Origin of the sequence: Sphingomonas sp. ASY06-1R (genome assembly GCF_052180265.1) — a bacterium.
Lineage (GTDB): Bacteria > Pseudomonadota > Alphaproteobacteria > Sphingomonadales > Sphingomonadaceae > Sphingomonas_I.
Window position 1 is genome coordinate 251,175 of record NZ_CP197464.1, and the last position, 18,199, is coordinate 269,373.

Here is an 18,199-nt window from a genome sequence, read left to right on the forward strand (position 1 = left end):
CATCGAAGTCTTGTCGCCGAACGAGATCATGCCTCCGGCACCTCGCGCGGCCATATACTGGCAGCCGTTTCGGCTATTCTCTGGATGCAGAGCTGCCGAAATCGGTTGGACAGGTTTTAACCGTAAGTGTGCTTAATTCGCGCGTCAATCCCGGCGCTCGGCTGTTTCTCACCATTTCCGATAAAAGCTGTTGGACAGCCTTCCCGAATTGCGCCGCTCCTACAGGCGCGCGCGGCGTGGCGCCGGGCCCAGGATATGGTATATCCGCCGGTCGGCACGGATACGAAAGGGCAGCGATCCTTGGCAACTAGAATGATGGCGGGGATGATGGGACAGGATGGCACGCTGGCCGAACGGGCCTATGCCGGCATCGTCGAAATCATCAATCGCGATCAATTGCAGGTGGGCGATCGGCTGCCGTCCGAATCGCGACTGGCGGACCGGTTCGGTATTTCCCGCACGATCGTACGCGAAGCGCTGGTGCGCCTGGCCGCGGACGGAATCACCGAGGCGCGGCGCGGCGCGGGCTCCTACGTCAAGAGCCGACCGTCGGAGCGCTGGGGCGCGCATATGAGTATGTCGGAATTGTCCGCCACGCTCGGCACCTATGAAGTGCGCTTCGTGCTGGAGGCGGAGGCGGCGCGCCTTGCCGCCATGCGCCGCTCGCCGGAGCAGATGGCGGAGATCAACCGCGCGCTGGCGGATCTGCGGACCAGCCTGTTATCCTCCGATCCGGCGCATGATGAGGATTGGGCGCTGCATCGCGCGATCGTGAAGGCGACCGCCAATCCCGCCTTCCTGGCGTCGTTCGACCTGCTGCATGACGAGGTGGACCAGATCTTGCGCGCCGGCGTCGATATCTCGCGCTCGCGCCCGCCGGAGGCGATCCAGACGATGATGCGCGAACATGAGATCATCGTCGAAGCGATCCGCGCGGGCGATGCCGACGGCGCGGCGCTGGCGATGCGCTGGCACCTGACGCAGGGCCGCAAACGGCTGATGCCTTAGGACTTACCGTTGGTGAGGGAAATATCGAGTGGCCGACCACAACACACGCGAGGGAAAGTTTAAAAGGGAATTCGGCGGTGTAGCCATAGGAGGCGCGTTGGCAGCGTTCCTCGTTTCGCCGCTTCTGAAATTTGCCAATCCGGTAGCCTTGGCCATCGCGGGCCTGTTGGCGGGCATGGGCTTGCTCGGTCTTTACAATGCACGTGTGGTGTCGGGCGTTAAGCCGGTCGCCGAAAAGCTCGCATGGTGTTTCCTCTTCGCGGGGGGGTGTGCTGCGGCTTTTGCCCTTGTCTATGCGCAGGAGGCCAGCTCGCAGCTTGACCGCTACTGTAGAGTTTTGCAGTCGCGGCTAATTCAAGCTGATCGTGAACACAAAGCCTTGGGTAACGCGAAAGATGTGTTCCAGACGTTACAATGCCGCCCGCAGGGCGAGGTATTTGTCGAAACGCAACATGATGCGGGTCAGTAACGCGCGATGATTGACCGTTATGCATTTCACTTGTGGCTCAATCACGCCAACGGGAAAGGCTGAGCTCCGCTATCCCTCAACGCAGGACCGAGAGTGATTTGTCGAATCGATCCGCAGACACGAAACTCGCCACGCGCTGGCACTAGACGCAGGGGCGCAAACGACTGATGCCCTAGGCCGGGCAGGCTTTGGCGGGCGGGCGATGCTTGCCCTTGGCGGAACGGCAGGAGAATGGGTCCGTGGATGCCCGCCTGCGCTGGCATGACGATGTGGGTCAAGGCCGCGACCAGTGACAGAACGCGCCCCAACCTCCCACCGCTATACCGTCACCCCAGCGCAGGCTGGGGTCCATGGCGGGCGATGCGAGTGGCACCGCCGGTTACGGATTATGCCAGGCGGCGCGCGGCCATGGGCTGATCGGCGTCGAGCCAGGCGATCGCCTGATCGAGCATTTCGGCGGGAGGGAGATTCCCCTCCAGCGTCAGTGCGGGTTCGTCCGCGGCCGGAGCTTCCAGCAAGGCGAGCTGGCTGTCGAGCAGGCTCGCCGGCATGTAATGGCCGGTGCGCGTGTTGAGGCGACGGCTAAGTTCCTCACGGCTTGCCTCGAGCAGGATGAAGCGGGTCGGCAGGCCGATGGCGGTGCATAGCCGATCGCGATAGACCCGCTTCAGCGCCGAACAGGCGGCCACCGCGCGCCCCTCGGCCAGGGCCGCGGCGCCGATCGCGACACCCAGCTGGTCCAGCCACGGCCAGCGATCGTCATCGGTCAGCGGCTCGCCGCGCCGCATCTTTGCGACATTCGCTTCGGAATGGAAGGTGTCGCCTTCCAGGAAGGGGCAGGCGAACCGCTCCGCCAGCAGCGCCGCCAGCGTGGATTTGCCGCTGCCGCTGACGCCCATGATGATGATCGCCGGGGCAGGTAATCGCTCGCTATGCCGCCGCATCCCCATCCTTCTCCAGCGCGTCTGTGCCGAAGTCCGAACCAGGCTCCGCAGCCGCCGTCATATCCGCCACCGCCGCCGGACTGCCTATTACGACCATAGTCGAGGTCGTTTAGTCCGACTTGTCTCGGTAAACGGTCTTATCTTGGGAAACGGTTCCAGCGCGCACGAGCGCGGTGGATCGTAGAAAATGAAACAAGAAAACAGGGGATTACGCATGGGGTATCGAGATACGGCTGCAGCATCGTCGGGGCACGGGGACGGCGCGCATCAAACGGGAGGGGTAATGTCGGACAAGATTCTTCGGCGCGATCGTCGCCTGATGTGGGCGGCCAGCCTTGGCGCGATCGTCGCATGTTCGATGTCCGCACCTGCCTTTGCGCAGGACGCCGCGCCCGCCGTGGACGCAACGCCGACCGTGCAGGCGCCATCCGCGGCGCCGACGAGCGTCGAGCAGGATGCGGGCGACGTGATCGTCACCGGCTCGCGCATCACGAGCAGCGGTTTCCAGGCGCCGACGCCGACCTCGGTCATCGGGGCCGAGCAGCTGCAGCTGAACGCGCAGCCGAACGTCTTCGCAACCATCGCGCAGCTGCCGTCGCTGCAGGGCTCGAGCGGAAGCACCACCAACACGTTCAGCACGTCGAGCGGCCAGCAGGGCCTCAGCTCCTTCTCGCTGCGTGGCCTGGGCACCATCCGCACGCTGACCCTGATCGACAACCAGCGCGTCGTCCCCGCCAACGTCACCGGCGTGCCGGACGTCAGCCTGTTCCCGCAGTTGCTGATCAAGCGCGTCGACGTCGTCAACGGCGGTGCTTCGTCGTCTTACGGTTCGGATGCCGTCGGCGGCGTGGTCAACTTCATCACCGACACGCGCTTCGAAGGCTTCAAGGGCAACGTCCAGGGCGCCATCACCAAATATGGGGACAACAAGACGGCGCTCGCGCAGGCGGCTTATGGTACGGCGCTGCTCGACAATCGTCTGCACATCGTCGTCAGCGGCGAATATGATCGGGAAGGCGGCGTCGGCCCCGGCGATTACGGCTTCGGTCTGGCCAAGGGCCGTGACTGGTTCACGGGTCGCACCGTCATCAACCGCAACGTCCTGAACGACGGCTCGCCGCAATATATCGTCGGCGATTATGCGCAGCCTTACAATCAGGGCAAATATGGCCTGATCACCAGCGGCCCGCTCCAGGGCATCGCCTTCGATCCGGCCGGCAACCCCGTACCGTTCCAATATGGCAGCAATGGCACCCCCGCCCGCAATGCGGCCGGCAACGTGAATGGCTGCTATCCGGGCTTCTGCCTGGGCGGCGATACGTCGGGCAACGTCGATGCGGGCCGTACCTTGCAGTCCGCGCTGAAGCGGTGGGACGCCTATAGCCGCATCGGCTATGATTTCGCCACGAACAACGAAGTCTATGTGACCGTCAACGTCGCACAGGTGAAGACGCACAACCAGCCGATCAACGGCATGGCGCGTCCCGGCCTGACGATCCAGTGCGCGAACGCCTTCGTGCCGGCGTCCATCCAGGCGCAATGTACCGCGGCCGGGATCACGTCCTTCGGCTTCGGCACGAGCAACGCGATCCTGCCGAGCACGCGCGTCGACACCGATCGGCGTCAGTATCGCTACGTGCTGGGCGCCAAGGGTAAGTTCGACGTCCTTGGGACCGACTGGTCCTATGATGCTTATTATCAATATGGCTTGAACAAGACGGTCGTCGACGTCAGCCACATCATGCTCAACCGCCGCTTCGATCAGGCGATCAATGCGACTCGCATCAACGGCGTCATCGTCTGCGCCGATCCGGTGGCGCGGGCCAATGGGTGCCAGCCGATCAACGTCTTCGGCGCCACGCCGCCATCGGCCGCGGCCCTTGCCTATGTTCAGCCGGAAAATGGCCCGTACCAGCACAGCCGTCAGCGGCAGGACGTGGTCAGCCTCAACTTCTCCGGCTCGCCGGTCGATCTGTGGGCCGGTCCGCTCTCGATCGCGTTCGGCGGCGAGTGGCGGCGCGAACAATATCGCGTGACCGCCGATCCGTATGGCAACGGCATCAATGAGCAGGCGGGCATCCCCGGCACGCCCTATAGCGCCGACTATCCCGCGGATCCGGTCCTGTTGACCACCGGCAACAACTGGTTCGCCGGCAATTACAAGAATGGCCGCGGCAAATATAACGTGAAGGAAGCCTTCTTCGAGGCCGATCTTCCGCTGTTTAACGCGCCGGACGGCATTGGCCGCGCCAATCTGAACGCGGCGGCCCGCGTCACCGACTACAGCACGTCCGGCACGGTCTGGACGTGGAAGGTCGGCGGCACCTGGGATACGCCGATCGACGGGTTCCGCCTGCGTGCGGTGACCTCGCGTGACGTGCGTGCGCCCAATCTGTCGGAATTGTTCGCCGCACCGGTTACGACGACGCAGCCCAACTTCCTGGATCCGTTCCGCAACGTGAACGTGCTGGCGATCCAGAACACGATCGGCAACCCGAACCTGACGCCGGAAATCGCCCGGAACACGTCGTTCGGTGCAGTGCTGGCCAATCCGAAATGGCTGCCGGGCCTGAGCGTGTCGTTCGATTACTACAAGATCAAGATCAAGGACGTGATCAACACCCTGGGTGTGAACGACATCGTCAACTATTGCTTCCGCCAGGTTCTCCCGACCTGCGACTCGTTCAACCTGAACAATCCGAACGGCCCGAACTTCATCAACGTGCAGCCGTTCAACTTCGCGGAGATCAAGACTACCGGCTACGACATCGAAGCCAGCTACCGCTGGGCGCGCCCGCTGGGCTTGGGTGGCACGCTGACGGTGCGCGGTCTGGCCACGCATATCATCAAATATGTGACCGATACCGGCCTGCCGGGCACGATCCCGAACGACACGGCCGGCATCAACACGGGCAGCACGCCCAATTGGAAGGTGCTGGGCATCCAGACCTACGAGACCGACAAATGGTCTTTCCTGGTCCAGGAGCGCTGGATCTCCGACGGCAAGTACAACAACAATTATATCGAATGCCAGACGAGCTGCCCGGTCTCGACCGTCAACAACCCGACGATCAACAACAACCGGATCAAGGGTTCGTTCTACATCGATATCGGCGGCAGCTATAATATCCTGCCACAGGTTACCGCCTACTTTAAGGTCGACAATCTGTTCAACCAGTCGCCGCCGCTGGTGCCCGGCTTCCCGAGCCCGTCGCTCTACGACATTCTCGGGCGCACCTACCGCGTCGGCCTCCGCTTCAGCCTCTGAAGCGTCCCCTATCGGACGGTGGCTTCGCTCAGGCGAAGCCACCTCTCGATCCTCCCCGTCCCCCTCTCGGGACTCTCCCTTGCCTCCCGGCCTTGCCGGGGGGCATTCTTTTTGTCAGCGTTTCCGTTCGGCCAGATAGCGGACGGCCAGGACATAACCCTGCGGGCCAAGGCCGGTGATCAACCCGGTGACCGCGGCGGACATCAGCGAGTTGGCGCGCCAGGCTTCCTCGCGGCGATGAATGTTGGAGATATGGACCTCCACGATTGGGCAATCGCACATCTTCAACGCATCCAGGATGGGATAGCCGGCATAGCTGAAGGCGGCCGGGTTGATGACGATGCCGGCCGCGCCCTTGCGCGCTTCGTGGATCCAGCCGATCATCTCATGCTCAGCGTTGGTCTGGTGGAAGCGCAGGTCGAAACCGGCGGCGTCCGCCTCGGCGCGGCACATGGTTTCGATATCCGCCAGCGTGGTGGTGCCGTAGACCTCCGGTTCGCGCTCGCCCAGAAATTCCAGATTGGGTCCGTTCAGCACGAACAGCACAGGCTTGGCCATGATATCTCCTTTTCGACATTTACTTGCGGGCTTTGCCCCATCCAAGCAAGGTGCATGCGTCGCGTAGGAGGTTGACGCTCCCGACGTTGCGGTGCAGCACAGAGCGCGATGAGCCCTGTCCCGCCGGTCGCGCAAGACCCCGATATCCGTTTCCTCGGTCGCCTGCTCGGCGATGTGATCCGCGCCTATGGAGGGGAGGCGCTGTACCGGCGGATCGAATATATTCGCTCCACCTCGGTCGATCGCGCCCGCGGCGTCGGCGGTGACGTCGATCCGGGGCTGGACGCACTCAGCCTGGAAGAGATGCTGGCCTTCACGCGCGGCTTCATGCTGTTCTCGATGCTGGCGAACCTGGCCGAGGATCGGCAGGGTGTGACGGCCGAGCCGGGCGCGGACCTGGCGGCGGCGGTCGAGAAATTGCGCGGGCAGGGGGTGGAGGACGCGACCATCGCGGCCATGCTCGACAAGGGCCTGATCGTACCCGTGCTGACGGCGCACCCGACCGAGGTGCGGCGCAAGAGCATGATCGATCACCGCAACCGCATCGCCGAACTGATGCACCTGCGCGATCAGGGCCAGGAGGAGACGGCCGAAGGCGATCTGATCGATCAGGCGATCTACCGCCAGATCGCCTTGCTGTGGCAGACGCGGCCATTGCGGCGCGAGCGGCTCTATGTCGCGGACGAGGTCGAGACGGCCCTGTCCTATCTGCGCGACATCTTCCTGCCGGTCATGCCCGCTTTGTACGCGCGGTGGGAACGGGTGCTGGGCAAGCGCCCAAAAAGCTTCCTGCGCGCCGGATCGTGGATCGGCGGGGATCGTGACGGCAATCCCAACGTCACCGCCGCATCGCTGGAACTGGCGACGCGCCGCAATGCCGAGACCGTGCTGGGCCATTATCTGACCCTGCTCCACGCGATCGGCGGCGAATTGTCGATCTCGACCGAGCTGATGGCGACGACGCCGGAGGTCGAGGCCCTCGCCGCGATCGGCCATGACGACAGCCCGGCGCGATCCGACGAGCCCTATCGCCGTGCCATCACCGGCATCTATGCCCGCGTTGCTGCGACCTATCAGGGTGTCGCGCACCGTCCGCCGCCGCGCCCGGCGAGCGTTACGGCCGAGCCCTATGCCGATGCGGCCGAATTGCGGGCGGACCTGCGCGTGCTGGCGCGCGCGCTGGCACAGGGCGGCGGCGGCGCCTTGTCCACCGGCGGTGCCCTCGGGCGGCTGATCCGCGCGGTCGAGACGTTCGGTTTCCACCTGGCGACGCTCGACCTGCGCCAGAATGCCGACGTGCATGAGCGCGTCGTCGCGGAACTGCTTAAGGTCGCCGGTGTCGAGGCGGACTATCTGGCCCGCGACGAAGCGGGCCGGGTGGCGCTGCTGCGCGCCGAACTGGCGACGATGCGGCCGCTTGCCAGCGCCTTTGCCGACTATAGCGATGAGACGCGCTCCGAACTGGCGATCGTGCATGCGGCGGCCGAGGCGCATCGCCGGTTCGGCTGCCCGGCGATCACCTGCTACATCATCTCCAAGGCGGCGACCGTGTCCGACCTGCTGGAAGTGATGATCCTGCTCAAGGAGGCCGGCCTGTACCGGCCGGGCGCGGACGCCGGCTGCGACGTGATGGTCGTGCCCTTGTTCGAAACGATCGAGGATCTGGAACGCGGTCCGCAGGTGATGCGCGACTATTTCGCGCTGCCGGAGATTGCCGCGCTGACGGTCGCGCGCGGCTATCAGGAAGTGATGGTCGGCTATTCCGACAGCAACAAGGATGGCGGCTATCTGACGTCGGTCTGGTCGTTGCACCAGGCCAGCCGCGCGCTGAAGCCGGTATTCGATACGGCCGGCGCGGCAATGCAATTGTTCCATGGGCGCGGCGGCGCGGTCGGCCGTGGCGGCGGATCGGCGTTCGCCGCCATTCGTGCGCAGCCGGCGGGCACCGTCCATGGCCGCATCCGCATCACCGAACAGGGGGAAGTGATCGCCGCCAAATATGGGACGCGCGATGCCGCCCAGATCAACCTGGAGGCGATGACCGCCGCGACCCTGCTCGCCAGCCTGGAGCAGAGCGAAATTGCAGAGGCGGATGCCGCCCGCTTTGCCGACGCCATGTCGGAATTGTCCGCCACCGCGTTCCGCAATTATCGGGCGCTGGTCTACGATACGGACGGCTTCCGCACCTTCTTCCGCCAGTTCACGCCGATCGCCGAAATCGCGACGCTCAAGATCGGGTCGCGCCCGGCCAGCCGGACCAAGTCCGACCGGATCGAGGATCTGCGCGCCATCCCCTGGGTGTTCAGCTGGGCTCAGTCGCGCGTGATGCTGCCGGGCTGGTATGGCGTCGGCCAGGCGCTGGATGCCTTTGCCGACAAGGGACTGCTGAAGGAAATGGCGCAGGGCTGGCCCTTCTTCCAGGCCACGCTCGCCAATCTGGAGATGGTGCTGGCCAAATCCGACATGGGGCTGGCCAGCCGCTATCTGAGCCTGGTCGAGGATCAGGCGGCGGGGACGGCGATCTTCGATCGCATCCGCGCGGGCTGGGACCAGACCTGCGAGGGGTTGCTGGCCGTATCGAGCCAGTCGCGGCTGCTGCAACGCACGCCGCATCTGGACGCATCGGTGCGCTTGCGCCTGCCCTATATCGAGCCGCTGAACCTCCTGCAGATCGAACTGATCCGGCGCTGGCGCGGGGGCGAGCAGGACGATCGCGTGCGCGAGGGCATTCAGCTGTCGATCAACGCGATCGCGACGGGCCTGCGCAACAGCGGCTGATCGCGATCAGCGGCGGGGCGGGCTTCCGTCGACCGGGCGCGCCTCGACGAGTTCGTCGCCGCCCAGCGTCTGATACAGTGTGACCAGATTCTGGGCGCGGGTCAGGCGAAGGCTCACGACCCGCTGGCGTGCCGTATAGAGCGTGCGCTGGGCATCGAGCGTATTGAGATAGGGATCGATCCCCTCGCGATAGCGCGCGGTGGCCAGCGTCAGCGTGTCCTGCGCGGCGGTGACGTTGAGCTGGTTGGCCTCCGCCTCGGCGGCGATCGTGCCGCGCCGGGCGAGCGCGTCGGCCGCTTCGCGGAATGCGGTCTGGATGGCGCGTTGATAATTGGCGACGAACACGTCGCGCTGCGCCTTTGCATAAGCGAGATTGCCGGCGTTGCGACCGCCGTCGAAAATGGGCAGGCTGGCCGACGGCGCCACCGTCCAGCTGAATGCGCCACCGGAGAACAGGCTGGACAGCGCGGTGCTGGCGAGGCCGGCGACCGCGGTCAGCGAGATGCGTGGGAAGAACGCGGCCCGGGCCGCACCGATGCGGGCATTGGCGGCACGCAGCTGATATTCCGCCTCGACCACATCGGGCCGCCGCAACAGGACGCCGCTGTCGAGCCCCGCCGGGAGCTCGGCCAGGTTGCCGTCGGCATCCTCGATCGCGTTCGGCAGCAGCGCGTCCGCGACGGGCGCGCCGACCAGCAGCTGCAAGGCATTCTTGTCCTGCGCCACCAACGTCACCTGGCGCGCGCGATCGGCGAGTGCGGTGGCTAGAACGGTCTGGGCCTGGCGTAATTCGGTGCGCGGCGCGACGCCGCCGTCGAGCCGTGCCTGGGTCAGGCGGACGGTCGCCTCCGCGCTTTTCGCGGTATCCTCCGCGATCAGCAACAGGCTGCGGTCCGACGCATATGTCAGCCAGGCATTGGCGGTATCGGCGACCAGCGTCAGCCGGGTCGCACGCGCGGCCGCATCCGTGGCGAGATATTGGTTGAATTCGGATCGGGCGAGGCTGCGCAGGCGACCGAACAGATCGATTTCCCACGCGGTGACGCCCGCCTGCATCGTGTAGGTCGTCGTCCGTCCCGAACCGCCATTGCTGACGACGCCGGTCCCGCCATTGCCGCCGCTATTGCCATTGCCGCCGGTCCCACCAGTCCCACCGGTGCCGTCGCCGGGCGTGCCGCCGGTGCCTGTACCGGGCACGCCGCCGGTTCCGTTATTGCCGAAATTCTGGCCGGCCCCCTTGCGCGCGGTCACGCCGGCATTGGCATTGATCGAGGGGAAGATATCGGCCCGCTGCACGCGATATAGCGCGCGGGCGGACTCGATATTGGCGAGCGCGCTGCGCAGATCCTGATTGTTGGCGAGCGCCTGCTGGATCAGCGCCTGCAACCGGGGATCGCGGAAGATGTCGCGATAGGTGACGCTGGGCAGCGCCGCCTCGCTCTGCTGCAGATACGCATCGCCCGCCGGCCAGCTGGGCGGCACGGCCGGGGTCGGCCGCACATAATGCGGATCCATGCTGCAGGCGGTAAGCCCGGTCAGCGCCAGCAGCGCGGCCGCCCGCTTCATGCCGGCCGTTCCTCAGGCGTCGCGTCGCTCTTGTCCGGCGATGCCCCATTCTTGTCATGGCCGCGGAACAGGCGGCGGACGAGGACGAAGAAGAGCGGAATGTAGAAGATCGCCAGCACGGTCGCGGTCAGCATGCCGCCGATCACCGCGGTGCCGATTTCGACCCGGCTGCGCGCACCGGCGCCGGTCGAGATGGCGAGCGGCAGCACGCCGAAGATGAAGGCGAGGCTGGTCATCAGGATCGGGCGGAGACGGATGCGCGCCGCCTCCAGCGCCGCCTCCAGCGCCGTCTTGCCCTGCTTTTCCGCCTGCTCGGCAAATTCGACGATCAGGATCGCGTTCTTGGCGGACAGGCCCATTGTGGTGAGCAAGCCGACCTGGAAATAGATGTCATTCTCCAGCCCGCGCAACGTCACCGCCAGCACCGCGCCGACCAGGCCGAGCGGCATGACCAGCATCACCGCGAACGGGATCGACCAGCTTTCATAGAGCGCGGCGAGGCACAGGAAGACGACCAGCAGCGACAGGCCATAGAGGATCGGTGCCTGCCCGCCCGATAGCCGTTCCTGATAGGAGATGCCCGCCCAGGCCACGGACACGCCCGGCAATTGCCCGGCCAGTTCGGCGATACGATCCATCGCATCGCCGGAGCTCGCGCCCGACGCGGCCTGACCCTGGATTTCGAACGAGGATGATCCGTTGAAGCGCGTCAGCACGTTCGGCGTCGTGCCCCACGTGCCGTGCGCGAAGGAGGAGAAAGGCGTCATCGTGCCCGAACCGTTGCGCACGAACCATTGGCCGATATCCTCGGGCTTCGCCCGGAACGGCGCATCGCCCTGGACATAGACGCGCTTCACGCGGCCGCGATCGACGAAGTCGTTGACGTAATTGCCGCCCCAGGCGGTCGACAGCGTCTGGTCGACATCGCTTTGATTGATCCCGAGCGCGCCGACCTTTTCGGCATCGATGTCGATCGACAGCGACGGCTGATCGGGCAGGCTGTTCATGCGGATCGCGGTGAGGCTTGAATCCGATCGCGCCTGGGCCAGCAACTGATTCAGCCGATCCTGAAATTGCTCGCGGCTCAGCCCGCCGGTGTTCAGCAGCTCCATCGTGAAGCCGGTCGACTGGCCGAGCCCGCGCACCGGCGGCGGGTTGAGCGCGAAGAATTCGGCGTCGCGCAACTGGCTGCCCAGCGCCTTGGTCGCGCGCTGGGTGATCGTCTGGGCGCTATGTTCCGGGCCCTTGCGATCGTCCCACGGCCGCAGCGCGAGGAAGCCGCGGCCCACATTCTGGCCGTTGCCGGACTGGTTCGACCCGATCACCGTGAAGATGGCGGCGGTATCGTTCTTTTCCGGGCCGTTGAAATAGGCTTCGATCGCCTTGGCCACCTGCAGCGTGCGATCCTGGGTGGCACCCGGCGGCAGCGTATATTGCAGCTGGGCAAAGCCCTGATCCTCCGTCGGCAGGAAGCTGGTCGGCATCCGCAGGAACAGGAAGACGAGCAGGGCCAGCACCAGCCCGAAGCCGATCAGCGCCGCGGCCATCCGCTCGATCAGCCAGGCAACCACCGCGCGATAGCGTTCGGACGTGCGCGCAAACCAGGCGTTGAAACGATCGCCATATTCATGCGCCTTGCGCACCACCACATTGCTGTTGGCGGCCGCTTCCTTGTCGCGGCGCTTGAGCAAGGTGGCGGCCAGCGCGGGCGACAGGACCAGCGCGACGATTACCGAAAGCACCATCGACGACACGATCGTGATCGAGAATTGGCGATAGATGACGCCGGTCGATCCGCCGAAGAAGGCCATCGGCAGGAACACCGCCGACAGCACCAAGGCGATCGCGATCAGGGCAATGTTGATCTCGCCCATCGACTTGATCGTCGCGTCGCGCGGCGAAATGTCGGGCTCTTCCTCCAGCACGCGTTCGACATTCTCGACCACGACGATCGCATCGTCGACGAGCAGGCCGATCGCCAGCACCATGCCGAACAAGGTGAGCGTGTTGATCGAGAAGCCGAAGGCCGCGAGCACGCCGAACGTGCCGAGCAGCACGACCGGAACCGCGATCGCGGGGATCAACGTCGCGCGCCAGCTCTGCAGGAACAGGAACATGACGATGACGACCAGGATGATCGCTTCGATCAGCGTCTTGATGACGTCATGCACCGACAATTTGATGAAGGCGGTGCTGTCGAGCGGGAAGGCGTAGGTATAGCCGTCCGGGAAGCCCTTCGCGCGCTGGATGATCAGGTTGCGCACCAGTTCCGACGTCTTGAGCGCATCCGCGCCCGGCCCGAGCGAGACCGCAATGCCCGCGCCGGGATGCCCGTTGAGCCGGCTGAGGCTGTTGTAATTTTCGGCGCCCAGTTCCACCCGGGCGACATCCTCCAGCAGCACGCGCGATCCGCTGCCCTGCGCCTTGACCACGATCTTGCGGAACTGATCGACGCTGGTCAGGCGCGAGCGCGAGGTGACGATCGCGTTCAGCATCTGCCCGCTCGGCATCGGCTGCTGCCCGACCTGGCCGGCGGAAACCTGCGTGTTCTGCGCCTGCAAGGCGGCGATCACGTCGCTCGGCATCAACTGGAAGCTGGACAGCTTATAGGGGTCGAGCCAGATCCGCATCGCATATTGCGTGCCGAACACATTGACGTCGCCCACCCCGGGAACGCGGCCGATCGCGTCCTGCAGGTTGGAAACGAGATAGTCGCTGACGTCGATATTGGTGGATTTGTCGGTCTCGTCATAGACCGAGATCACCATCAGGAAGTCGGCATTGGATTTGGTGACGACCAGACCCTGCTGCTGCACCTGCTGCGGCAGACGGGGCAGCGCCTGCTGGACCTTATTCTGGACCTGCACCTGGGCGATGTCGGGATCGACGCCCTTGCCGAAGGTGACGTTGACCGTCACCTGGCCGGCCGCATTCGACGTCGCCTGGAAATACAACATGCCGTCGATGCCGGTCAGCTGCTGTTCGATCACCTGCGTGACGGAGGATTCCAGCGTCGCGGCCGACGCGCCGGGGAAATTGGCCCGGATATTCACCTGGGGCGGCGCGATGTCCGGATATTGTTCGACCGGCAGCGAAAAGATGCCGCCAATGCCCAGCAGCATGATGATGATCGCGACGACCCAGGCAAAGATCGGGCGATCGATGAAGATCCGGCTCAGCATTGCCGGTCAGCCGCCGCTGCTGCCGGAATCGCCCTTGTCGCCCTTCGCGCCGGCCGGTGCGGGCGCGGGCTTGGATCCCGCCGGGACCGGCCGGATCGGCTTGCCGGGTTTGACCTTGCCCAGCCCTTCCACGATCACGCGATCGCCCGGCTTGAGGCCGGACGTGACGAGCCAGTTGGCGCCGACCGTCTGCGCGGTCACGACCTTGCGGCTGACCGGCTTATTGTCCGGGCCGATCAGCATCACCGATGCATTGCCCTGCGGATCGCGCGAAATGCCGGCCTGGGGCACGAGGATGCCCTGCTTGGTCGTGGCCTGGCTGAAGGTCGCGCGGACATACATGCCCGGCAGCAACAGGCCCTGCGGATTGGGGAAGCGCGCGCGCAGCGTGACCGCGCCGGTGGACGGATCGACCATCTCCTCCGCGAACTGGACGCGACCGGCATAGGCATAAGGGCTGCCATCCTCCAGCTTCAGGCGGACATTGGCGGACGAGGCGACGGTGCCGCCCTTGGCCAGCGACTGGCGCAGCGCGATCAGATCGGAACTGGATTGCTGGATATCGACGAAGATCGGATCGAGCCGCTGGATCGTCGTCAACGCATCCGCCTGGCCCGACGTGACCAGCGCGCCGGTGGTGAAGAGCGAGCGGCTGATGCGGCCGGTGATCGGCGCGGGCACGTTGGTGAAGCGCAGGTTGATGCGCGCCGTTTCCAGCGCGGCGGCATTTTGCGCGACCGCCGCGGCGGCCTGGCGCGCGGTGGCGACCGCGTCGGTATAATCCTGCTGCGCGACCGCCTGGATCGCGGCGAGCGGCTTGTAACGGGCCGCCCGCGCCGCGGCGGCCTCCCGCGTCGCCTCGGCCGACCGCAAATTGGCCTGCGCCTGGCTGACGGCGGCGCGATAGAGGCTGGGATCGATCCGGTAGAGCGTCTGCCCCTGGTGGACGATCGCGCCTTCGGTGAACAGGCGCGCCTGGATCACGCCGGACACCTGCGGCCGGACCTCGGACGTCTCGAAGGCGGAGGTGCGGCCGGGCAGTTCGATCACGAGCGGCACGGACTGGGATTGCACCACGACATAGCCGGCCTCCGGCGGGGGCGGTGCCGGTGCATCCTTTTTCTTGCCGCAGCCCGACAGCGCGATCGCGCCCGCCAGCAGCAAGGCCGCAGCGGTGCGAACGCGCACGCCGCGCCCGGCCGCCGTCGCGCAGGACGGGGCGATCGGGAATGATAGGGTAGCGGGCGCGCGGCTGATCACGGGAATAGGCAGTCCTGGCTGGCGCAGTGGCTGGCGGTAGGCTGAAGAGCCGTTGGGCGTGCCCTAGCGAAAGCCAGGCTGGTTCGCCAGCGTGAAGGCTGCGTTTCTCAGTATCTTGCGACGCTTTTCGAACATGGATGCATCAGCGCGCCTTTTTGGTCACGATCCGGCCTTTCTATCGCGCTGGTGGAACGCTAAGACTTTCGGGCGAAACGCTCAATCTTTGTGCGTTTCAGGGGGATTACAGGGGTGGCGGCGAAGGGCGATGCCCTGGACGGGGGGATAGTTGCGACCGTGCCGGCGCTGATCGCCGCACATCCCTGGGACGCGACCCCGCTTGGTCCGCAGGAAAACTGGCCGGCGCCGTTGCGCGATGCCACCGCATTGCTGCTGGCGGCGCCCGTGCCGATGATCCTGTTCTGGGGCCCGGATTTCACCGCCATTTATAACGACGCCTACGCGATGGCGATCGGCGACAGGCATCCCGATGCGCTGGGCGGGGCGGCGGCGGAAAAGTGGCGCCACGTTTGGGATCGGGTCGGGCCGATCCTGCACCAGGTTCGCGCCACCGGCAGCGCGGTGATGGTGCGCGATGCCCTGTTCCCGTCCTGGCGCAACGGCGTGCTCAGCGAAGTGCTGCTGGATATTTCCTATTCGGCGGTGCCGGCCGGCGAGGGCGCCCTGCCCGGCATCTTGTGCATCGTCTATGAAACGACCGATCGCAAGCAGGCGATCGATGCGGCCAATGCCGAACGCGAACGGCTCGCCGAGATGTTCGAACAGGCGCCTAGTTTCATGGCATTGGTGCGCGTACCCGGTCACATCTACGAATTTGCAAATCGCGCCTATCAGGATCTGGTCGGCCACCGCGCGGTCATGGGCCAGGCCATGGCCAGCGTCTTGCCGGAGGTCGTCGGCCAGGGCTTCATCGCGATCCTCGATCGGGTGGCGGACACCAAGCAGGCCTATTCCGGACGGTCGATCGCCGTCACGCTGCGGCGGACGGCAGGCGCGGAAGAGCAGCGTCGCGTCGATGTGATCTTTCAGCCGATCGTCGATCCGCAGGGCGACGTCACCGGCATCTTCATCGAGGGCAGCGACGTCACCGGGCGGGTGCGCGCCGAGGAACAGCTCACGCTCAGCGAAAATACGCTGCGCCTTGCCACCGAGACGGCCGAGATCGGGACGTGGGATCATGATCTGTTGCGGGGCACGCTCGCCTGGTCGGATCGGACCAAGGCGATGTTCGGCATTTCGCCGGACGTGCCGTGCACGATGGACGATTTCTACGCCGGGCTTCATCCGGACGATCGCGACGCCACCACCGCCGCCTTCATGGCCGCGCTCGATCCGGCGGTGCGCGCCACCTATGATGTGGAATATCGCACGATCGGCAAGGAAGACGGGGTCGTCCGCTGGGTCGCCGCGAAGGGCCGCGGCCTGTTCGACGAGGAAGGGCGCTGCGTTCGCGCGATCGGCACCGTGCTCGATATCTCCCGCCGCCAGGCGGTGCAGCAGGAGCTGCGCGAAAGCGAGGCGCGGTTCCGCACGCTGGCCGACAGCGCGCCGGCGTTGATCTGGATGTGCGACGACAATGGATCGCTGATCTTCGCCAATCGCTGGCATGAGGAAACGTTCGGCCTGCCGGTGGCGGAATTGATGGATGCGGGCTGGCAGCGCATTCTCCATCCCGACGATCAATCGGGTTTCGTGGACGATTTCGAACAGGCCTTTTTCTGCCGCGCGCCCTTCACCCGCGACGTGCGCGTCATCGATCGCCACGGCGTGACCCGCTGGCTCCATAGCGAGGCGCGCCCGCGCCAGGTGGATGGCCAGTTCGTCGGCTATGTCGGCTGCGACGTCGACATCACCGAAGTGCATCTGGCGTCCGAAATGCTGGAAAAGGGCATCGCCGAACGGACCAAGGAATTGGCCGCCACCAACCGCCAGCTCTCCACCCAGATCGAAGAGCGCGAGCGGGTAGAGGCGACGTTGCGCCAGATGCAGCGGCTGGAAGCGATCGGCCAGCTGACGTCAGGCGTCGCGCACGATTTCAACAATCTGCTGACCGTGATCCTCGGCAATGTCGATCTGGTCGCGCGCGCCGCCGCCCAGGCGGACATGGACGACAAGACGCGCCAGCGGATCGGCTATATGCGCACCGCCGCCGAACGCGGCGCGACGCTGACGTCGCAGCTGCTCGCTTTCTCGCGCCGTCAGCGGCTGGAGGCGCGGCCGATCGATCTGAACGGCACGGTCTCGGGCATGCGCGATCTGCTGCAAAGCTCGATGGGCGGATCGGTCCAGCTCGACACGCGCCTGCGCCGCGATCTGTGGCCGGCACTGGTCGATCCGACTCAGATCGAGCTGATCATCCTGAACCTGGCGATCAACGCGCGCGATGCGATGGAGGTGGGCGGATCGCTGACCGTTTCGACCGACAATATCACGCTGGGCGAGCCGGTGACGCCGGAAGAGCCGCCGCCCGGCGACTATGTCGTGATCGCCGTCACCGATACCGGCAGCGGCATGGCGCCGGACGTGCGCGACCGCGCGTTCGAACCCTTCTTCACGACCAAGGCGATCGGCCGCGGATCGGGCCTGGGCCTGCCCCAGGTCTATGGCTTCGCCAAGCAATCCGGCGGCGGTGTCGCGATCGAGACCGAAGTCGGCAAGGGCACCTCGGTGCGCGTCTATCTGCCGCGCGCCAAGGAGCGGCGCCGCCAGCCGCGGGTGACCGATCCCGCCGCCACGAACGAACAGCCCGGCGAAATCGTCGGCCGGCGCATTCTGGTCGTGGATGACGATCCGGCCGTGCGAGAGATTACCGCGACCATGTTGCGCACGATGGGGGCGGAGGTGCTGGAAGCCGGCAGCGGCGGCGCCGCGCTGGAGCTGTTGGACGACGATCTGGAGGGGGTCGATCTGCTGGTGGTCGACTTCGCCATGCCGGGGATGAACGGCGCCGACCTTGCCGCCACGGCGAATAAGAGATGGCCGGCGCTGCCGGTATTGTTCGTGACCGGCTATGCCGATCTGGCGGCGATCGCCTCGGTCAGCTTCGATCGGATCGTGCAGAAACCGTTCCGTAGCGGGGAGCTGCAGCGCAAGGTCAGCTTGATTCTGCCGCCTGCCTAGACGGGTTGCGTGCGGTCGAGGACGAACA

Annotated in this window: 10 protein-coding genes; 5 read left to right on the forward strand and 5 right to left on the reverse strand. The window is 65.6% G+C overall.

The window, feature by feature from the left end; translation table 11 throughout:
- Positions 1-324 precede the first annotated feature (324 nt).
- Both ACSBM8_RS01310 and ACSBM8_RS01315 read left to right on the forward strand, forming a co-directional pair.
- Positions 325-1,008: a FadR/GntR family transcriptional regulator gene (locus tag ACSBM8_RS01310; RefSeq protein WP_442679876.1), complete on the forward strand. Its 684-nt coding sequence runs from the start codon at positions 325-327 to the stop codon at positions 1,006-1,008.
- Positions 1,009-1,036: 28 nt separating this feature from the next.
- Positions 1,037-1,477 carry a hypothetical protein gene (locus ACSBM8_RS01315; RefSeq protein WP_442679877.1) on the forward strand — a complete coding sequence of 147 codons (441 nt, stop codon included), beginning with the start codon at positions 1,037-1,039 and terminating at the stop codon, positions 1,475-1,477.
- A 386-nt stretch (positions 1,478-1,863) separates the two neighbouring features.
- On the opposite strand, the gene ACSBM8_RS01320 is transcribed toward ACSBM8_RS01315, so the two are convergent.
- Complete coding sequence (locus ACSBM8_RS01320; RefSeq protein WP_442679878.1) at positions 1,864-2,421, reverse strand: gluconokinase; 558 nt, start codon at positions 2,419-2,421, stop codon at positions 1,864-1,866.
- Between the two features lie 283 nt (positions 2,422-2,704).
- Between ACSBM8_RS01320 and ACSBM8_RS01325 the strand changes: the two genes are divergently transcribed.
- Positions 2,705-5,689, forward strand: a complete 2,985-nt coding sequence (locus ACSBM8_RS01325; protein ID WP_442679879.1) for a TonB-dependent receptor plug domain-containing protein — start codon at positions 2,705-2,707, stop codon at positions 5,687-5,689.
- 114 nt (positions 5,690-5,803) lie between these two features.
- On the opposite strand, the gene ACSBM8_RS01330 is transcribed toward ACSBM8_RS01325, so the two are convergent.
- Entirely contained in the window at positions 5,804-6,247 is a 444-nt protein-coding gene (locus ACSBM8_RS01330; RefSeq protein ID WP_442679880.1) for a type II 3-dehydroquinate dehydratase, read from the reverse strand.
- A 108-nt stretch (positions 6,248-6,355) separates the two neighbouring features.
- Between ACSBM8_RS01330 and ppc the strand changes: the two genes are divergently transcribed.
- Entirely contained in the window at positions 6,356-9,025 is a 2,670-nt protein-coding gene (ppc, locus tag ACSBM8_RS01335) for a phosphoenolpyruvate carboxylase (protein ID WP_442679881.1), read from the forward strand.
- Between the two features lie 6 nt (positions 9,026-9,031).
- On the opposite strand, the gene ACSBM8_RS01340 is transcribed toward ppc, so the two are convergent.
- The 3 genes from ACSBM8_RS01340 to ACSBM8_RS01350 are packed head-to-tail and all read right to left on the reverse strand — an operon-like array spanning position 9,032 to position 14,961.
- On the reverse strand, positions 9,032-10,591 hold the full coding sequence (locus tag ACSBM8_RS01340) for an efflux transporter outer membrane subunit (protein ID WP_442679882.1): 1,560 nt from the start codon (positions 10,589-10,591) through the stop codon (positions 9,032-9,034).
- Entirely contained in the window at positions 10,588-13,773 is a 3,186-nt protein-coding gene (locus ACSBM8_RS01345) for an efflux RND transporter permease subunit (protein WP_442679883.1), read from the reverse strand. Before ACSBM8_RS01345 ends, ACSBM8_RS01340 begins: the two co-directional genes overlap by 4 nt.
- Before the next feature lie 6 nt (positions 13,774-13,779).
- Positions 13,780-14,961, reverse strand: coding sequence for an efflux RND transporter periplasmic adaptor subunit (locus tag ACSBM8_RS01350; protein WP_442681656.1), 1,182 nt, complete (start codon positions 14,959-14,961; stop codon positions 13,780-13,782).
- A 321-nt stretch (positions 14,962-15,282) separates the two neighbouring features.
- On the opposite strand from ACSBM8_RS01350, the gene ACSBM8_RS01355 reads away from it, so the two are divergent.
- Positions 15,283-18,171 carry a PAS domain S-box protein gene (locus tag ACSBM8_RS01355; RefSeq protein ID WP_442679884.1) on the forward strand — a complete coding sequence of 963 codons (2,889 nt, stop codon included), beginning with the start codon at positions 15,283-15,285 and terminating at the stop codon, positions 18,169-18,171.
- Positions 18,172-18,199 lie beyond the last annotated feature (28 nt).

What these genes read in the sequence shown, in the direction of transcription:
- ACSBM8_RS01340 (WP_442679882.1), bottom strand. Translation starts at nt 10,591, where the DNA reads ATGAAGCGGGCGGCCGCGCTGCTGGCGCTGACCGGGCTTACCGCCTGC.
- ACSBM8_RS01320 (WP_442679878.1), bottom strand. Translation starts at nt 2,421, where the DNA reads ATGCGGCGGCATAGCGAGCGATTACCTGCCCCGGCGATCATCATCATG.
- ACSBM8_RS01330 (WP_442679880.1), bottom strand. Translation starts at nt 6,247, where the DNA reads ATGGCCAAGCCTGTGCTGTTCGTGCTGAACGGACCCAATCTGGAATTT.
- ACSBM8_RS01345 (WP_442679883.1), bottom strand. Translation starts at nt 13,773, where the DNA reads ATGCTGAGCCGGATCTTCATCGATCGCCCGATCTTTGCCTGGGTCGTC.
- ACSBM8_RS01310 (WP_442679876.1), top strand. Translation starts at nt 325, where the DNA reads ATGATGGGACAGGATGGCACGCTGGCCGAACGGGCCTATGCCGGCATC.
- ACSBM8_RS01325 (WP_442679879.1), top strand. Translation starts at nt 2,705, where the DNA reads ATGTCGGACAAGATTCTTCGGCGCGATCGTCGCCTGATGTGGGCGGCC.
- ppc (WP_442679881.1), top strand. Translation starts at nt 6,356, where the DNA reads ATGAGCCCTGTCCCGCCGGTCGCGCAAGACCCCGATATCCGTTTCCTC.